This is a genomic window from Bacillus sp. TH19 (assembly GCF_016651075.1).
GTDB lineage: Bacteria > Bacillota > Bacilli > Bacillales > Bacillaceae_G > Bacillus_A > Bacillus_A mycoides.
The window spans coordinates 35,096-54,011 of record NZ_JAEKEO010000006.1 but is presented as its reverse complement, the minus strand read 5'-3'; the positions used below and the strand labels follow the sequence as shown (position 1 = coordinate 54,011).

The following is an 18,916-nucleotide window of genomic DNA, read 5'->3' as shown; positions in this document are numbered from 1 at the left end:
CTCAATTACTGAATTTAAAAATACGTCTACATCTATTAAACTTGGTTCGATTAGGGAAACAATCTCTTGTACCTTTGGTAAAATAATTGTTTCATAACGTTGTTTGAATAGTTCTAAATCCTCTGGTGCGGGTTCATTCTCACAAAGCTTTTTGAAAGATAGTACACGAATGTCATTTCGTAATGAATCAATACGCTCTTCATAAAACGCTTTGTCGAACCCTTCTTTGTCAGCAACATCATAATGAAGTTCTGTTTGTGATCTACGCTTTTTCTTATAAGAATCCATAAGGATTTTCTCTTTTGCATTAAACATCATGATAAAAACAGTACGCTCTAAATTCATGACTTGGTTTGCTACGCTTAATGTTTCATCTAATACTTTTGCGCGTTCTTCTTCACTTAACTTTTTTATAGAGGATGGAACAAGGTTTTTGACATTCTCAAACGACTCTGAATTTGTAATGTGTTGAAGAGAAAATTGAGCGACCTCTGGTAAACAAGGATCAGTTGTTTTGTCTAAGAGTAACAAATCTTTAATCGTTCGCACTGTATTTTTGATCTCTTTTTGAGCTTGTCGAACTTTTTCTATGCTTCTTTCCATGTATTCTGGTTGTTTAAGACGATTGAAAATGTATTCTCTTCTTTCTTCAAAATGTTGCTGTAAAAGTGACATAGTTGTTTCCCCTCTCTAAGTGTCTTACGGTTTTAAAATCCTTCTCATGGATGTAAAAGGAACAGTATAATTATAACATTTTATACTTTAATACGATTTTAAAATTCTTATATTTCGGAAATTTTGCAAGGATGCTTCTTTTTCGTGTTGTACTTGCACAAGTTTCATACTGTCGGCATATAGCTAATAGCGTAAAGCACGCTGATAGCTAATGATTAAAAATGTGGCCTAAAAGGGTCATTTTTTTATGGGAAAAGTGATATTACCGCTCATATCGATTAAATAAACAAGAAGAGAGTTTTTTTGTATAAAAAGGCGAATAACGTACAAACAGCAAGGAATACGTTTTAGTAATACCGATATTATCGGTCACATCGGGGAGGGTGAGCAGAATGGAAAAATCAAAGTTTAGTAAACCTGTAGCATTCAATAAGAAGAATGAAAAGGATCGGATCATGTTACAACATGTGAAGCGTAAAAATTTTTCGGGTTATGTAAAGAGATTGATCTGGAACGATATACCCGATAAACATAAGAAAATGACATGCGAAGAGGATAGAAAACAAGTACCGTCACCAATTAAACAAGACGAACAAAATGTAACAGGAAAGAAGAAATTAAGTGCCGCGGAACGCATTGAACAAATTAAGGCACAAACAAAAAGACAGGAGCCTCCAAAAAGCTCACTGCCTGTATTTTTACCCAACAATAATATTAACAAGTGATCCAATAATCGCGCCTACAGCGACAGCAATAGCAACATGCATATCGTTAGACCTCCTACTTTTCATTTGCAAGTAGTATGTGTAGTTCTTAAAAAATTATACAAGAGGTGTTACAACATGACTAAGACAGAAACGATTTCTTTTCGCTCTTTTATGGACCAAAGTTATAAAAAGAAAGCACATAAAGAAACAAATAATAAGAACGTACTTAAAAAGGTTTTTACCGCTACAGGGAGTTCATTAATATTGATACTTCCGAAGGTAACATTTGCCGCGGGAGTTAACGGGACGTTTGGCAATGTTCATAGTGCAATTATGAACGGATTTGATGCGGGCGTAGTTTTAGTTATTATCTTTTCGGGTGCGGCCTGGGCGTTGGGCCACCGCACAAAGGCAATAGAAATTTTAATTGGTGCATGTTGCGGATATGTTTTAGCTAGGCACAGCGTTGACATAAGAGACTTTTTAAAGGGAATTTAAAAGGAGGGGTCCTTGTGAAATTCATTTTAGAAGGTGGCAAAATGATTGCGGCTAATACAGCTGGGTATATTGGAGAAAAGGCAAAAGAAGGTTCTTTTCTAGATCAATTAAATAACTTTAGTGACGCTATTGTAGGGAAGGAAATGGAGTGGATTTTCAAGCCAGTCGGTGAATTTATGGTAGATATATTAAGTCAATTGGGCCATTGGTTTGTTTTAAATTTGCCCGATATTATGGGATATAGTGCATTAGTGACAGCTGGATTCATTATGATAGGTTCAATGACACACAAAGGCGGAATGATGAAGCCACTTGCCTATTTTGCAGGCGGACTTATCTTGGCAATATGTATATTAGGAGGGGCCTAAAAATGATACAGGGAGAAGGCTTTATTATATACGATAAAGAAAATACAAACCTTCCTGTTTTGGCACAAAATGAATATTTACCAGTGTTATATGAACCTAAGAAAATAAAAAAATCCTGGTTTAAAAGAAAAGAGATATATTCTTTAAAACAATTTTTACAAGTAGAAAAAAACAAAATGATTGTATATCGGATTATTCCTCATGCTGATGTATCTAATAATACAAAACGTTTATGGCGGGCGATCCATAAGATGTATGAAATGTACGAAAGTATGGGAAGTCGTATAGAAAGAAAAGGGATTACATTTCATTATCGTGAAAAGGATTATTTCTGGTTTGATGTCATTTTCAAACAGGAAAATGGCCAGAAGAAAATTGAATTTTATGTAGCAACTAGCGAATATCAAGCATTAAAGCTCAAAAGAAAACTAGAGAACAAAATGAGTGTGACAATTAAGGAAGCGGAAATATCAGATTTGCAAGTTTCTAATGAAAATACAATTGTACAAGAAATGCGATATTTGAAACATGACATCTTTTCCCTAAATACAAATAGTAACGATACAAAAACACCTATTGGTAATATTTTAAGTGTTATTGATGAACTAAGTTATGATGGAGACATTTGCCGATTGAGTATCTGTAATGAAGCGGAAAACCGTCAGAAATGGGTAAAAAATGCTTCCTGGGCCATTGAAAAGTTAAAGAAGGGGAAACCACCCCAACGGGTTAATATGAGCGGCAAACGACTTGTAACAGGGGCTAAAATTGGTGTTGCCGCTGTTATTAATGAAATAAATGATTTATTAACTGATACATTCCAGGCGTTCTCGAACTCTTTTTTTAAATCAGATAAAAAATTTAACAAAGAGCACATCATTAAAAAGGCACATACAACCGCTGATGAAGTTGGAACAAATCGTGTGAGTTATGATAAAGGAAATCAGCCTGTTTTTAAAACTCGTATACGGGTGGCCTCACATTCACATGATCGGTTAACCAGGGAGACAATGGGAGAAACCTTAGCACTTTCTATGATGGATTTATCAGAAACGAATGAACTACATGGCGTAAAAATAAGAATAAGAAAACGCCAAACAGAAATATTACATGAAATAAATACGCTCGAACTATCAAGCAAGACAAAGTTTGATCCGAATGTAAATTTAATGAGTACCGATGAAATGAGCAAATTAGCTTTGCAAATGCCTGTAAAAGAGTTGCAACGAAAATATGCCGATGCATTGAGTGTAAAAAAGAAAGTTGAAATTGAGATACCAGCGATCATGCGGGATGAGAAAGGAATATTTTTAGGACATTCGGAATTGAAAGATCAAAAAATACCAATCTATATGCCAATAGATAATCCAGATAATTTTTATAGAGGTTATGTCTTTATAGGAGGACAGGGGGCTGGTAAAGATACAGCAATTAAGAACTTTGTTATTGAGGGAAATACCAAACATAAGATTAGCTTTATCATACCAGATGCAATTGTAGAAGAAGGCGGGCGAGGTATGGCAGACGGGATTCGTGATGCATTACCACCAGAAAACATTATTGATCTGGATTTAAACGACAATGATTATATCCCACCTCTAGATTTAACAGAAGTAATTACAAAGCTAGGGCGGAACGGTGCTTCAAGATTTGCGGATGAAATGATTGATTTCATGCAAATTGAAGGATTAAGCCGAAGTGAAAAATATTTAACGGATGCGGCCAAAGCAAGTAAAGGAAGTTTATTTAATATTAAACGTATTATAGAAGATGAGGACTTTCGGGTAAATCGTATTCAAGAATTAGTGAATGAAGGGAATTTGCGTCTTGCGAATGAGCTGATACAGTGGGGAGATAATGAGCAATTAGGGAATAAGTGTGATCCCATCATAACCAGATTAAATCGCTTTTTTGGGAATGAAAGATTATATGATATTTTTGCACAAGACCCATTAAAAGAACTTGATTTTGGTAAATGGATGCAAGAAGGAAAAGTTATTATTTTAAGGGTTCCGAATGCCAGGGGATTAGGAGAACATGCGGTAAAAACCCTGGTTCACTGGATTACACTAAAAACCTTCATGACCAGGTTATTAATGACTAAAAAAGAGCAAGAAAATGGGGCGTTTATCATTTTTAATGAACCCGAACAATTTGAAAGTGAAGGATTAACAAAACTGATGGGTAGAGTGTGTACAGAGGGAAGAAAAGAGAGACTAGGAAGTATCTATGCATTTCATCATTGGAACAAGTTGAAACCGTCATTACAAGAGAATCTACAAGGTGGCGGCGTACAGCAATTTTTATTTATGAACGATCATACTAAGACATTTGAATTATCTAAGCATCGATTTGAGGATACAATTTCATTAGAACAGGCATATAAAATACCAGCTCATCATTCGATTATCAGTGTAAGAGCTGGTGGAGAAATGCAACCCTCATTTATTTGTAAGATGGCACCACCGGTTAAACCTAAATATGATAATAGCTTTCTAACAAAAAGGCATTCTCGTATGTATGGCCGATCCTGGACCGATTTACAAAAGCAGTACGGATAAAGCAAAGGCACAAGGGCAATAGTTCTTGTGCCTATTTACATTTTCCAAAAATCATGTGGTTGTGCGTAGGGGTCTATTTTTCTAATAACTTTCAAGAGTTTTTTCATTATAAGGGGTGTTGGAATATACGTTTTGTCACGACAAGCCTTTGTCATTGTTGGTAAAGAAATACCTGCAGTACGGGCAATTTTTTGTTGTTCTATTCCATGACGATCCAGCCACTTCTTTAATATGGTTTTATTATCTTTGAAAAACACTTTTCATCTCTCCTAAACTTGTATAATTTGGTTACAAGTTTGGACAGATTTTTTAGAATCTATTCTATAGAGTTTAATATTTTTTTAAATATGGGGAGAAAGTAGAATTTTTATGAAACAATCCAACGAACGATTCTATTAATTTTTGGCTAGTAATCTGGTATACATATAATGCAAAGATTTGACTTACGCATCATACAACAAATCTTTGCAAGGCGGTTTCCAGAAAAAAATTGACATTTACATGCAAGAAAATATAAAAAAAGATTTAAATTGCAAACAGCAAATTAGCATTTAGTTTTGAAGAAAAATAATTTGTGTTGTTGGAACAAAAATAAAGACGTATGATGCAGTTTTCATCATACGTCTTTATTTTTTGAAAAGAGCCTAGACCAGAATCCTTGTTTTTGCTCTTGGGTGGATGCTATAAGTTTTTGTGATTCACGCATTTCATCAAAATCTCGTTTTAATTGTTCATATTGCAATAGTAGAGTTTTATTTAACTCATTAGCAGACTGTAATTCTTGGAGAATTTGTTGATTCGTTTTCTCTTGCTCTTGAAGTTGTCTCATGAAAGTTTCTAAAGTTTGAGCGACTTGTGAGCTAGTCAAAGTTAGTTCGTTTTCTTGATGAGCGGGGGGCGCCCAATCGCTCTTTTTTTCTTTAAACTCTTCTACAACAGCTGTTACAGCCACTTCTTTTTTTACTTTTTGTTTTTTGGTCAAATACCTATACTTTTCTAATGCTTGTATATCATGAGCGGTAAATGCGCGACTGTCATTTGCACCTTTTGCGAATTCATACCCGCTCACTTCTAGTTCATTCGCCCAGCGCTTTAAAGTGCTATCAGATATTTGTAGTTTTTCAGATACTTCATGTGTCCAGTAAGCGCGTTCTTGTGATATTGTATCATTCATATGTTTATCCTCCCTCGCTCAAAGGTCGTTCAATTCCAATTTTGAAGTGTAATCTTTGTTTAATCAAGTCTTTGTAAGTATTTTCTTTAATAATCTTCATGGTTTTCAAATCAATACAAAGATAATCCTAATAAAAAAAAGAGTTGCTCTTATAAAAGAACAACTCTTTGTATTACTTTAAAAGCTCTGTGAAGGCTGAATGTATTAATGAAGAATCGAAAATTTGTTGATCGGTATATTTATTTTCTGATAGCGCTTTTGAAAAATTCGCAGATTCTATGATAAAGAGATACATAGTTGCATCGATTGTCGTTGGTAATATTTTGTGATCCACGATTTCTTGTGGACTGATAATATAAGATTTTATTGAGTTTTGTCTTGTATTTATTTTCGCTGTCAATCGATGATTTCCGTCAATGAGTAGGTATTCATTCATGCCTAGCGGAAATCTTGTGTATATAATTGGTTTTTGATTATTTACGGATTTTCTCCAATTATCGGTAGGACTCCATTCCAGAGGGAATGACTTATTATGTATGTTTTTTAATGAAATTGTTTGGATTTTCGGATTTGTTTTTTCTATGAAAAGATGAGCGCCTGTGATTACAAAATTAAAATAAAATGAGAATGAAGGGAAAATAACTTCTTTTTGGAAAATCTCAAATCCTTCAAAGGAGAGGTTGTGTTTGTTCTTATTTTGGATTTGGATATCAGTGTCTTGGTCAGCTTTTTTTAATATTTCTAACCAACTATTAAGCCATTCATTTTGATATTGGAAATTTAATAGACTCTTTTCTTTAAGCATGATTTCTAATTCATCAAAGTTAACATTATAATGCTCGTCTGTAACAAAGTTATAAGCCATGAGTATCTCTCCCTTTTGTTTGATACTTTTATTATAGATTTTAAAATTGAATAAAAAAAGAGTTGCTCTTATAAAAGAACAACTCTTTCTAATTGCATTATGCATATGGATCATCTTCTAAATCATTCAGTTTATTCCATGAAGTATTTTCCGCTTTATCATGGGATTCCCCAGGATTCGTTATTTCTTGACTTGTTTCGATATGTTTTTGATCCGAAACAGGTGTATGAACAGTTTTTGAACCTTCATCATGTTTGATTGGTAAAGGTTGTGTTTCGTTATCCAGTGCAAATGTATATTTACGTGGTAAAATTTCTGCTACATCTGTATTACCAATTTGTTTATGAAGTTGTTGGGCCGCATACAAAAAGAACATTGTAAGATCACTTTGTTTGTTAATAAAATCGATCATTTCTGGTGAAATGTCTTTCTTAATATAGACATTTGCTCTATCACCAGGTTTGTATATTTTACGAGCCATTATTTTTCACCGACAGGAGCAAGCGCTTTTTCTTTTAATTCTTCAAATCTTGGAGAGCATGTGTACACAAGTAACCCGCGTGCATTTACGAAAAGTGGGTCTTTTAAGAAAATAACATTTGTTAAACGTCCTTTTTGCTCTAAAATTTGCTGTAGGCTTTCTTTTACGATTGCGGCACCGCCACCATAAATGAATACATACGGATCATCTTTCATATCATCAATTTTATTAATAATATCAGTTGCAATTCGATTTGCTAAACCTAATAATGCGCCACGTGATGCCTCTTTTAAACGAATATGACGAGGATGTTCAGAATCAAGATAAATTGCATTAAATTCAGCAATACTGTCTATTGTCTTTTGTTTATTGTTTAAGTTCCAAACCTTGATAATATCAAGTAAAGTTTCTTTCACTCCATATGGTAAACCACGACTCATTTTATGTTTAAAACTAACACCATGAGAAACAACTTCTTCTGTCGTACCAGCGCCAATATCGAAAGATAATATTGTTTTGTCAACAAAGTCTATTTCTGTAGTTTTGCCTTCTGTAGCTTCTACTTTTCTTTTGATGGTTTTACCTTTTTCATCATAAACGATTCCCCATGAACCCGCCGCACCTTCTGGTAAACACTTGCAAAATTCAATTTGGATATTAACTACTACTTCACGTCCGCTTGGGTGATGGAATTTTACCGTATGATGATTCATATAACGCTCTACAAATTCTTGTGCTGTTTGAGGCGTAATTGTTGCGACAGGTAATGCAACAGAAAGATCATAAGTAACATCAATTTTATCTTTATTTGGTTGTTTTTTCATAGCTGTAATTGCTAAACCAGTTAATGTAACAAGTAGCACAAGATCATCTTTCGATTTATCCGATTTCTTTTCCATTTCAATACCTTTAATGTTTTCATCAATCACTTTTTGACCAATAATATAACGCATATTGTTTGCTTTTAAGGTAGGTGATGAAATTGTAACATCAATGTTGTTTTCTAATTCTTCAACAGAAATATCCTCATCACTCAAAATGTTCGTTGCTTCTCCAATGTGATGTGAATAAATACTTGGTATGAATAAAGGATCAAGACCTAATACATTTAACTTTAAACCACTGTTTCCCGCGTCTGCACCAGCTTTAAGAATTGCCATATATAAAAACCTCCTAAAGATTATTTTTTATCGATTAACTTAATTCCATTATATGCTAAACCACTTTGAAAAGTCAATACAATTACACACAAATAAACACATTTTAATACAAGTCAATACAAAAATATCAGCAAAAACCCATAAAAATCATAAAAATACAAGTGTATTTCGTATTGATTAGTATTTACTTGTATTCATTTGTATTGACTTTTATTGATTTTCGACGGTAGTGACGCTATCAGCAACTCTCCAACTTGCCATTTTATGGAGCTGTGGAATAGTTTGTAACTCTACTACACGTTATGCAAACGGTCTAGGTGACCTCTAACCTCAAACGTAGGTTTACTATAGGCAGGCTGACAACTGCCCAACACAAGAAGTCATGCTTCTTGTGTCATTTTATGATGGTACTCTATTCCCATTTGTCGTAGGTTTATTGCTCCAATCCTATCGTCATTGGATTGGTATTGACATATTGTGCAACAAAATATATGTGCTTTCTTATTACGATTATTTTTGTTTATATTTCCACACTTTGGACACTTTTGACTTGTATATGCAGGGTTAAATGCAATGACTTTTATATTGTTCATAACTCCTTTATACTCAAGCATTTGTCGTAGTTGGTAAAAAGACCATGATAGTCGATAGTATTTGTTACGTTTCCAGATAGATGTTTTTAGATTTATGCCTGTTAAATCTTCAATCGCAATCAACGAATGTTCTCCTGCAAACTGGATAAGTGCCTTGGACAATACATGATTTGTATTTGTCATGAAACGGTTTTCTTTTCCACTTACTTTTTGGAGTTTTCGTTTTGCAGATTTTGTGCCGCAGGCTTGCAATCCTTTTCGTAAACGGACGTACTTTGCTGTGGTTTCTTTTATTAGTTTCCCACTTTTAAACAAGTGTTTATCGTTACTGTCAATAGCGGTAGCTAAAAAACGCATACCAAAATCAACACCTACGATATTTTTTATCGTGGAATCAGAGTCGAATCTTTTTTTTACTGCAAAATGCAAAAAGAATTTCCCTTTTTTGTATACAAGTTTAGCCGATCCGAATTTCCAAGAGCCATCAAAGTAGTGTTCTAGGCCTTTTGTAATAAATGGAACTTTAACGCGGCCTTGCAATGTACCAACACTCACTAACCCCTTTTTTGAAAATGCATAATCATGTCCATATGAATATTGCTGATTAGGTCGTTTATATTCTATCAATGTACTCTTACCTTGTTTTTCTAAAGCGGCGTAGCTTCCCGCAACAATTCTACATACATTACAAGCCATTTGGGATTTCAAACCAAACTGTTCTCGTAGGTCTGCGTACACTAACTTTTGTAAGGGTTTAAAGTGAGGTGGCAAATCGCTATTATATGCCATTTTTGATGCATGATTTAATGCTTTTCGGTTTGCATGTAAAGTATCTTGTAACAACAATGCTTGTTCATTTGTTGGCAATAATTTGGTTTTTGCTGTAAGAATAAGGATTATTTTAATCACCTCCTTAACAAATAAGAATATAACATTTTTGAAAAATAAGAAAATTTAAATCAAACAGAAATAATATATGTGAAAGATTGTTTCAATTAATTAATAAACAGCGGGAATGGAGCCTCCCACTGTTTAAAGTTTCATTTTATTACTAAATTGAACGTATCTATGTAGGGCCTCAACGCTTTTCAATCCCAAATACGCTTTAATTTCAATGGGTTTCATGCCATTCTGTAGCGCATTTAATATAAAACGGTTACGTAGCACAGTAGGCGTTATATGGATTTCAGCGCGTTTTGCTTCTTTCTGTAACATGCGTTGTATAGCGATTCGAGTTAAAGCGGCGGGTTGATCTTTTTCATAGTCCCAGCGGAACGTTTGCGGGCCGAAATCAAACGCCACAAAGAAGGGATCGCCCGTTTGTTGGCGCGGCCTAACAAGATTAGGAATCTTATTGTAATAGGATAAGGCAAGTTTTACGTGTTCTTTTGAAAGGGTAATAGATCGTTTGTAGGCGTGCATCCCTCCTGGGGTAATGGTATTCGTCCCAAAGTGTATATCATGCATAGAAAGCGTAAGAATGTCCTGGATAGATAGCCCATAATCTAACATGAAATGAATTAATAAAAGATTACGTTCTAGAATAAACTTTCTTCCTGTTGCTTGGTAGTCGGTTAATCCGTTATAACTACGCATGACGCGGAATAGTTTTTTTATTTCTTGATCCGATGCAAAGTGTTTAGAAGTTAGTCCAGGAGGGGAGACATCACTTTTTAAATCCTGGGCCGCGCCATGAAATTGTAAAAAGTTAATCAGAATACCTCGTACACGCTTCACATTAGAAATCGACGCGCCACGTTCCTTTTTAAGAGTTGTTAAGTACCTATCTAATATATTTGTATCAAAAGAACGAAAAAACGATTCTGGAGGTGATTTGACGTGCTTCTGAATCCAGGATGTAAATAACGTGAGATCGTAGCGGTATTGTTTTACTGTGGAGGATTTACGGCCATGTTTTAACAGATCAGAAAGGAAAACATCAACAGAAAGTTCCCAAGTCATGTTTATATACTCCTTTGTCCTAAAAATTGTGTACCGCAATTATAAGCGAGAACCATACAAACAAGCAATAGGGGATTCTAGGTCGTTATGTTTTTTTAGGGGCTTGTGTTGGATGCAGGAGCCAGGACATTGCGGGGCTATGCGGAGACATATGGGCCTGGCTAGACAGGGTGTGGAGTTGTGATATAGAGGGATATATAGATGAATTGGGATGAGTGGAAGGCGAATGATGGGCCGATGTTGAGAGAGGACGATGTGCGAGGAATGGGAATGGCCGCCGCCCCGCCTACGTAGTTTTATGAAAATCTGCCTGGCAACGGAATCTGATTCATAGCTGAATCAAGATACCCTTACCAGGAGAGCTTCGTTTTTCTTTTTCTTTACGTATGTAGAAAAATGCTAGCGTTCATGTACATCAACCCCAATTTGCATTTATGCCGAAGTGATGTCACTTTTCATCATGTGTACACTACATAGGCATTATATTTACATCACTTTGGCATAACATAAGTATCATTCTTTTTGCTGTATGCTTGGATAGAACTAGGATTGATAATAGGTAAACGATTATCATGATATGTAGGAAAAGAAACGAATAAAGCTACTAATTAGTAATGTGTTTGTTCGGAAATAGGATGAGCAACTGAAATACTGTAGATTTATATATTAAGTGAAGAGAAGATTTTTATTTTCATATTTTGATCAATTTTGGGATGCTATGTAAAAGTTTATAAAAAAGAAACTCCCGATATAGGAAACTCCTTATTATTAAATCTTGTTTTTAAAAATTAAAAGCATTAAATACATTAGGATTTATTTTTGCTCAATAAGCCTTACTCTCACAAGGGATTAGAAAATTCTTCTTATTTAATTACTGATTTAAGAGCAGGTTCAATTCGAGTATAAATTCATAGTGGATTTGTTGTGAAAAACGCCCTTAATTTACAAAAATATAATAGATTGATAATATGTTTAATCTATTAAAATAAAGAATGGCATGACAAAAAGCCTTGTTAGGGGTGAATTTTTTGAACAAGGCTATAAAACAATTATTTTTTTGTGGAAAATGAGATTTAGGCGTTTGGATCAGTCATTTTTTTGAATAAATCCATTGATGGTATGAGACTCTTCATTGTTTTTCCAAATGCCATATTTGTTCTACGCTCTTTTGCTTGTTGCTCTCTACGTTTTCTATTTGCAGTTAGCTGTTGTGTATAGATTTTCATGAAATGTGCAGGCGTACTTACTTGTGATTTGTTTACCTCAAACATCTGTACACAATCCTCAAAAGTCTTTCTTGCTTCCCAATCTACGTCTGGCGGCATACGCAATGCGATTGTATAAGCATCTTTTTCAGTAATATTTGTGTCTTTACTTAAGATGTATATATAAAGTCTCTTTTGATCTTCACTCATAAATTTATCCATTTCGTGGAATCGTAGTTCTAACTTTTCACCCAAAGTAGGAGCATTCTCTGGCTCTTTTTCTTCTACTTCTTCATTTATAGGAGCAACAGCATCCAATATATCTATTCCCTGGCATGTAGGCACAGTTGGTTTTTCGGCTTGTTCTGTAGATTTCTCCTGGTTTTTACTTAGTTTTTTAGATAGAAACTTTGTAAATGTAGAAAAAATATCAATTGAAAACGCCCATTTTTGCTTAAAATATTCAATGATTTTTAAATAATTGGTATTGAGGCTTAATATGTAAATAGATGGTGCAATCTTACCATGACGTCTTGTTTTGATTTGATGGCATACTTCAAGGTCCTCTAACCAATTCAGAATAAAGTTGATGATCGGCACAGAAATACCCGATTTTTCACTGATTTGATTTTGTCTCATTTGAGAGTAGCCTTCTTGTACTAGGTAAGATAAAACAACTTCTAATGCCTTATAGCGGCGTGGTGTTTGTTCGAAGTATTCTTTAGTGGTTTTACCTTCATACTCGAACAGAATAATATCAATAGCTTTAATTACTTTTTTAACAGATTTATTGATAGCACCTGTAGGAACATGAACAAGATTTGGACTTAATTCTCGTTTTGCTGTACTTAGTAAAAAGTTATTTAGTAACATGAAAAAACCTCCTATTTTTCCCACCTAAAATAAACAGAAAAATGCTGGAAAAACAGAGGTTCTATATTCACATTACATATACAATATGGTATAATTTCAGTATCAAGTATGATACTAAAAAAAATCATATAAATTTTTTATGTGAATGAACCCTGTTAGGGAGCTTTTATCTGGTGTCGTCGCCAAACTTCAGCCAGATAAAAGCTCGAGGTGGGTTTATTTTTTTTGTTGTTATATTTGTATTGTAAAACGTTCCTCGCAAAATATCAATAAAAGATGAATAAAACCTATTCGAAATTCCAATAAAAATTTTCAGAATTTTCATAATCTTTGGTGTATATTTTTTCAACCACATTGCCAAAGATTCGTAATATTCTAAAATAAAAAACATGAAGATATGTTAAAATTTTGTAAAGGGCTAATAGGGTTTAGTGAGGAGGAATTGTCACTATGAACGAGATCATTACAAAAGAAACTACAATGAAACATCTTATGGATGAAATATCGCAAAAAATAAACGAAAAATATACATTACGTAAAATAGCTAAATTATCGGGGGTAAGTAGAGAAAAAATAACTAGGGCAATTGAATGTAAAAATAAGTATGAAATGAAATTAGACAGCTTTTTAAAAGTGGTTAGTATCTTATATGACAATTTAGAGGTAAGGCGTCAAAAAATTAATACCTTTATACTCTTAATAAAAAGTCCTTTAAACATTAGGAAAGCCTTGTGTTATTCGCATGTTTCTGGTGATTATGAGATTATAGATGTATTAATAAAAAAACATATTAATACCGATAGTGTGAGTCAGTATCTATTAATTTATGATTTATTTAATCGAAGAAATAAAAATGAAATTAAGGGGCAAAAAATAGTTGATGAAATTAAAACTTTAAAACTTTCTTCTAACGCAGAGTGTCAAGCGTTATCAAATCTGCTTTATACTGTGGCTATGTATGATGAGGACGAATCAAATGCAGTTGCTCCCTTTGCAAAAGATGCGGAAAAATTTATAAAAGACATTAAACAGACATATATAAAAGATCATTTATATATGCAATATAGAGAAAGGCTTGCTTATATATATTTGTTGAGTGACAAAATTGATAAATGTAGAGAAGTCTGTGAATCGATTTTAAAATCAGACTTAGAAATTCCGATGATTAAGGCTGTTGCAAAAGGGTGTTTAGGAGAAAGTTACATATATGAGGACCCATTGAGAGCAGAAAGGCACATGGAATCAGCTTTGGAGCTTCTTGATAATATCCATGTCCCTAGAAAATCACAAAAATATTTTGCGTTTAAAACAACATTGGCACATCTTTACATTGAAAATAATTTTAATCTGCATAAGATTGATTTTAATTATATTCATATTGGTGAACAGGCTCATTATGAATGTTTACATGGAGATCGAGAAAAAGGGCTTGCAATGTATAAAATTTTGGAACAAAATGGATTTAGTGCACATCAATTATATTCTTATTCAAAAGTAATTGGAGACATACAAGGTTTAAAAGAGGCATTAATATCTTTTGAAAGATCTGGAAACTTGTTTTATGCTAGAGGCGTGAAACAAGCGCTATTGAAAAGCGAGGTGAATTTAGTTGACTAAATATTTAATGTGCATACTACTTGTTTTAGGGATTTCAGTAACTTCTTTACATAATGAACCTGTTGAAAAGTTTGCTAAGGTTCAAGAAAATCCCTCTTTAATTTCAGCTTATATGGTAGACCCTGGGACTGGTTGAGTGTAAATTTAAAAAACTGAATTTTAAAATGATTAGACGCTACTTATTGTAGCGTCTTTCGTACTTTTTAGGGGGTGGTGCGATTTTTGATTCCGTAAAAAAAATACACCACCTTGACGCTGATTCTTAAATTATGAGAAAAGGACGTGGCATTGTCATGGAATTAAATATTCATTGGTTAGAGCAAAACGTTAAAAATAATTTTGATGAAACTGATGTATATACTATATTCAACCTATATATGGATTTGATCCAAATATGCAGACAAGAAAGTACAGGGGAAAATATAGAAAAGACAGGATAATTCCAACATAATTATCGGAATTCAACCTATTTGATATTTTTTTCGGATTTAAATTCATTCATATAGGCGATTAATTTCTTTTCTAATTCAGCTTTATGCTCATCTGGAACACTTATGTACGTTTCAAATAAATTCTTAGATAAGCGTGAGATGAGCTTTAATTTATCTTCATCCCTAACGGCCGCTTCTGGATTTAATAAATCATTTATACTTACTTTATAGTATGAAGCTATATTATTCAGTGTGGAAATATCAGGCTCTCTGAATCCATTTTCCCAACCAGCATAGGTGCTATAGGGAGTATTTAATTCTTCGGCAATCTTTTTGCGACTTAATCCTTTCAATGATCGTAGTCTTTTTAAATTTTCTTCAAGTGGCTTTAATACATCTGTTTTTTCTAATTTTTTTATCATATCTAGTTTTTGAGATTGTATTTCTATAGAATCCGATGAAATTATTTGTGTGTTAACTAATTCATCAATAAGAATGTCATAGTAAATAGAAAATTTTTTTAAAGATAGCAAATCTGGTTCCCTTAAATCATTTTCCCAATTGTTATAAGCATAATAAGAGATATTAATTTTTGAAGCTAGCTCTTTTTGAGTTAGCTTTTGTGAATTTCTGAGATATTTAAGGTTCTTTCCTAGAAATGTATTGGCCATAATTAAACTCCTTTACATGGATTTTTTAAAAAAGTTGCGTTTTTGAATAAAAATTATTCGTTTCGTGTTGACTTTCGGCTTAAAGCCGAATACAATGTAATTAAGGGAAGGGAGGGTGAAAAAATGCTAGCGTCAGAACAAAAAACCATTGTACGAGAATATAGGGAATCCAAAGGTTTAAGTATTAAGGAAGTTTCTAAAGGCGCTAAAATTCCAATCGGCACATTATATGATGTTGAAATTGGGAGAAGGAGTCTCAAAGATAACAAAGCTAAAAAAATAGCGGATTTCCTTGAAGTTCCGATTGAAAATCTTTTCAGACCAACATATTATCGTGCAATACCCATCACAGAATGAATAAACCTCATGTTATTGATTACATCTATTTTGTTCATATTCCTACTAAATGTATTGTAAATGAAATTCGGCTAAAAGACGAAGTAATTCTACCTAAAGTCTAATGTTCCATATTTAGAAAAATAAAATTCTAAATATTCCGACCTTTGAAAACTGAATAATCCTAAAGGAGCTGTAAAAAAATGGTTTTGAAACGATCGTATCAAACACTACTACTCTTTACGAGTGTACTTTTATTTGTAATGAGCTTCTTGATTCCACTGAATCAAGCCAGTGCGGAGGTAATCAATCGAGAAAGGTATCAGATGGATTGGGCCTATAGTCCGCAGTATGGGAAAGATGTTCGCACAGAGCTTCTAAAGAACGCTAGTGGTCAAATCGCGTATTGTCTGGTATACGGTTTAAAATCCCCAAATGGAGAGGATTTACCCGAAGCGGGCAAAACAGATGATATATCTTATCGCGTCTTAATGAATGGGTACCCACAGAAAACACCAGAAAATTTAGGGGTTTCCACTTGGCAAGAAGCCCACTATGCAACGCAATTAGCTCTTTGGAATGCACTTGGCCAGATTTCCGTTGATGAATTACAATTCAAAAATGTGGCTGTTGAAAAAGCGGCTAAAAACATTATTCATGCGGCAAATCAAAGCCAGGATACACAAGATGTCTGGATGAATGTCATTCCAACGGACAAACAAGAAGCGCAATTAAACGGTGAATATTTCGAAACAACAACATACACCGTTCAAACAAATGCAAAAAAAGGTACATTCCAAGTACAAATGAACAATGCACCACAAGGAACACGTGTTGTCACAGAACAAGGTGAAGGGAAAGAAACGTTTCAACTAGGAGAAAAGTTCCGTATCCAAGTACCAAAATCCTCTAAGAGTAGTGAACTATCTCTAAAAGTCGTTTCAAATCTAACAAATGTTCATGCAGTTGTATATAAAGGAACAAGTACAATTCAAGATGCTACTGTATTATTAGAGCGCAGTACAGAACAAGTAAGCACAGACTTACAAGTATTTTGGAAAGCGAATGGCGCTTTAAAAGTGATGAAAGTGGATGAAAACAAAAAGCCACTACCAGGCGCAGTATTTGAAATCGCAAACAGCAATCAACAAGTTATGGGAACGATTACAGCTGATAAAAACGGCATCGCTGAAATGGGTAACTTAGAACTTGGCACATATACTGTAAAAGAAGTAAAAGCACCTGTTGGATATGTGCTAGATGCTACACCAAAGCCTTTTGAAGTGAAAACAGGTGAAGTTGCTGTTGTTGAAATGAAAAATGTACAAATCAAAGGCAATATTGAAATTAAAAAGGTAAGTGACACAGGCAAGATTCTCCCAGGCGTTGAATTTACAGTATTTACGCCAGAAGGAAAGGCAGTCACAAAAGTAACAACAAATCAAGAAGGGATTGCGAAAGTAAATTCTCTTCCATTTGGAAAGTATTACTTCCAGGAAACGAAAGGATTAGAAGGTTACTTATTAAATCAAACAAAGTATCCTTTTGAAATAAAAGAACATAATCAAACACTTTCGTTTGAAGTGAAAAACGATCAAGTAAAAGGAAATGTACAGCTCGTAAAAGTAGATGAAGATGGAAAAACGAAATTAGAAGGTGCTGTTTTTATTCTAGCTGATGAAAAAGGAAAGAAGATCAGTGAGCATAAGACAGACAAAAACGGGTTAATCAAAATTGATAATATCCCATTTGGAAAGTACCAATTCATTGAAAAGACATCACCAGCGGGCTATGTGCTGGTAAAAGAGCCGATTCCGTTTAGCATCACTGAAAACGGGAAAACAATTGAGCTAGTTGCAAAGAATACGAAGATTAGAGGATCAATTGAAATTACAAAAGTAGACGTAGCCGATGGAAATAACAAGCTACCAGGTGCAGAGTTTACGATCTATAACGAGCAAGGCCAGGAAGTCGTGAAAGGAAAAACAAACGAACAAGGCATTGCGAAGTTCGAGAAACTCCCAGCAGGAAAGTACACATATAAAGAAACACTTGCACCACAAGGTTATGTGTCACATGAAGAAACATTCTCCTTTGAAATTAAAACGGATGGTGAAATTATAAAACACACCGTAAAAAACAAAAAGATTGAAGGTAGCTTAGAAATTACAAAAGTAGACGTAGCAGACGGAAACAACAAGCTACCAGGTGCAGAGTTTACGATCTATAACGAGCAAGGCCAGGAAGTCGTGAAAGGGAAAACAAACGAAGAAGGCATTGCAAAGTTTGAGAAATTACCAGCAGGAAAATACACATATAAAGAGACATTCGCGCCAGAAGGATATTTAATCAATGAAGAAACATTCTCCTTTGAAATTAAAACAGATGGTGAGATTATCAAACATGTTGTAGCAGATCAGAAAAAAGAAGTTCTACCAACACCAGAAACGCCACAACCAGAGCAACCACAGCCAGAACAACCAAAACCACAACCAGAGAAGCCACAAACACCACAGGTCATTGAAAAACCTGTACCAACATCAGAGAAACCACAAAATATTGTAAAACAACCACAACCGATGAAAGAACAACCTAAGAAAGTAGAAAGTCATTTACCAACAACAGGCGGCAAAGCTGAAAATCCATATTGGAAATGGATTGGTGTTACATTTGTCGTTCTTGGTAGCATCCTAGCTGTTTACGCATTTAGAAAACGTAAGAATCAAGAAGTGTAAAACA

At 34.1% G+C, this 18,916-nt stretch carries 19 protein-coding genes; 9 read left to right on the top strand and 10 right to left on the bottom strand.

The features are described 5' to 3' along the window. On the bottom strand, positions 1–675 hold a 675-nt coding region (locus tag JFU54_RS03635), incomplete at its 3' end, for a hypothetical protein (RefSeq protein ID WP_201063788.1). Positions 676–1,067: 392 nt separating this feature from the next. On the opposite strand from JFU54_RS03635, the gene JFU54_RS03630 reads away from it, so the two are divergent. The 4 genes from JFU54_RS03630 to JFU54_RS03615 all read left to right on the top strand — a co-directional run bounded on the left by JFU54_RS03630 (position 1,068) and on the right by JFU54_RS03615 (position 4,809). Next, positions 1,068–1,400 (top strand): hypothetical protein, encoded by a 333-nt coding sequence (locus tag JFU54_RS03630; protein ID WP_201039288.1) that lies wholly within the window; start codon positions 1,068–1,070, stop codon positions 1,398–1,400. A gap of 117 nt (positions 1,401–1,517) precedes the next feature. Continuing rightward, the gene (locus JFU54_RS03625; RefSeq protein WP_000167716.1) at positions 1,518–1,880 is read left to right on the top strand and encodes a hypothetical protein; all 363 of its coding nucleotides are present in this window, start codon (positions 1,518–1,520) and stop codon (positions 1,878–1,880) included. Positions 1,881–1,894: 14 nt separating this feature from the next. Then, positions 1,895–2,248, top strand: coding sequence for a hypothetical protein (locus JFU54_RS03620; protein ID WP_201039287.1), 354 nt, complete (start codon positions 1,895–1,897; stop codon positions 2,246–2,248). 2 nt (positions 2,249–2,250) lie between these two features. Beyond that, positions 2,251–4,809, top strand: coding sequence for an ATP-binding protein (locus JFU54_RS03615; protein ID WP_201063786.1), 2,559 nt, complete (start codon positions 2,251–2,253; stop codon positions 4,807–4,809). A gap of 35 nt (positions 4,810–4,844) precedes the next feature. On the opposite strand, the gene JFU54_RS03610 is transcribed toward JFU54_RS03615, so the two are convergent. From JFU54_RS03610 to JFU54_RS03575, 8 genes are all read right to left on the bottom strand, one after another. After that, positions 4,845–5,066 (bottom strand): helix-turn-helix domain-containing protein, encoded by a 222-nt coding sequence (locus tag JFU54_RS03610; protein WP_201039285.1) that lies wholly within the window; start codon positions 5,064–5,066, stop codon positions 4,845–4,847. Between the two features lie 359 nt (positions 5,067–5,425). Beyond that, the gene (locus JFU54_RS03605) at positions 5,426–5,983 is read right to left on the bottom strand and encodes a MerR family transcriptional regulator (protein WP_201039284.1); all 558 of its coding nucleotides are present in this window, start codon (positions 5,981–5,983) and stop codon (positions 5,426–5,428) included. A 172-nt stretch (positions 5,984–6,155) separates the two neighbouring features. Continuing rightward, positions 6,156–6,953, bottom strand: a complete 798-nt coding sequence (locus tag JFU54_RS03600) for a hypothetical protein (RefSeq protein ID WP_242489416.1) — start codon at positions 6,951–6,953, stop codon at positions 6,156–6,158. Further along, complete coding sequence (locus JFU54_RS03595) at positions 6,946–7,329, bottom strand: hypothetical protein (RefSeq protein WP_201039283.1); 384 nt, start codon at positions 7,327–7,329, stop codon at positions 6,946–6,948. The genes JFU54_RS03600 and JFU54_RS03595 overlap by 8 nt, the downstream gene beginning before the upstream one ends. Continuing rightward, positions 7,329–8,489 carry a ParM/StbA family protein gene (locus JFU54_RS03590; protein ID WP_201039282.1) on the bottom strand — a complete coding sequence of 387 codons (1,161 nt, stop codon included), beginning with the start codon at positions 8,487–8,489 and terminating at the stop codon, positions 7,329–7,331. Before JFU54_RS03590 ends, JFU54_RS03595 begins: the two co-directional genes overlap by 1 nt. Positions 8,490–8,869: 380 nt before the next feature. Then, on the bottom strand, positions 8,870–9,949 hold the full coding sequence (locus JFU54_RS03585; protein WP_207192594.1) for an RNA-guided endonuclease TnpB family protein: 1,080 nt from the start codon (positions 9,947–9,949) through the stop codon (positions 8,870–8,872). 165 nt (positions 9,950–10,114) lie between these two features. After that, positions 10,115–11,044 (bottom strand): tyrosine-type recombinase/integrase, encoded by a 930-nt coding sequence (locus tag JFU54_RS03580; RefSeq protein ID WP_201063781.1) that lies wholly within the window; start codon positions 11,042–11,044, stop codon positions 10,115–10,117. A 1,073-nt stretch (positions 11,045–12,117) separates the two neighbouring features. Beyond that, entirely contained in the window at positions 12,118–13,122 is a 1,005-nt protein-coding gene (locus JFU54_RS03575; RefSeq protein ID WP_201063779.1) for a Replicase RepFR55, read from the bottom strand. Positions 13,123–13,572: 450 nt separating this feature from the next. On the opposite strand from JFU54_RS03575, the gene JFU54_RS03570 reads away from it, so the two are divergent. The 3 genes from JFU54_RS03570 (at position 13,573) to JFU54_RS03565 (ending at position 15,179) form a co-directional block, all read left to right on the top strand. After that, positions 13,573–14,739 (top strand): AimR family lysis-lysogeny pheromone receptor, encoded by a 1,167-nt coding sequence (locus tag JFU54_RS03570; RefSeq protein WP_201063777.1) that lies wholly within the window; start codon positions 13,573–13,575, stop codon positions 14,737–14,739. 7 nt (positions 14,740–14,746) lie between these two features. Further along, positions 14,747–14,875 carry a hypothetical protein gene (locus JFU54_RS30060; RefSeq protein ID WP_277956400.1) on the top strand — a complete coding sequence of 43 codons (129 nt, stop codon included), beginning with the start codon at positions 14,747–14,749 and terminating at the stop codon, positions 14,873–14,875. Positions 14,876–15,008: 133 nt separating this feature from the next. Continuing rightward, entirely contained in the window at positions 15,009–15,179 is a 171-nt protein-coding gene (locus tag JFU54_RS03565) for a hypothetical protein (protein WP_179864121.1), read from the top strand. Positions 15,180–15,205: 26 nt separating this feature from the next. Here the strand turns inward: JFU54_RS03565 and JFU54_RS03560 are convergent, their stop codons facing one another. Then, positions 15,206–15,841 (bottom strand): helix-turn-helix domain-containing protein, encoded by a 636-nt coding sequence (locus JFU54_RS03560; protein ID WP_201063775.1) that lies wholly within the window; start codon positions 15,839–15,841, stop codon positions 15,206–15,208. Positions 15,842–15,964: 123 nt separating this feature from the next. Here JFU54_RS03560 and JFU54_RS03555 point away from each other — a divergent pair, with 123 nt between their 5' ends. Further along, positions 15,965–16,198, top strand: a complete 234-nt coding sequence (locus JFU54_RS03555) for a helix-turn-helix domain-containing protein (protein WP_097982196.1) — start codon at positions 15,965–15,967, stop codon at positions 16,196–16,198. Between the two features lie 182 nt (positions 16,199–16,380). After that, positions 16,381–18,912: a SpaA isopeptide-forming pilin-related protein gene (locus JFU54_RS03550; protein ID WP_201063773.1), complete on the top strand. Its 2,532-nt coding sequence runs from the start codon at positions 16,381–16,383 to the stop codon at positions 18,910–18,912. The last annotated feature ends 4 nt before the right edge of the window (positions 18,913–18,916 follow it).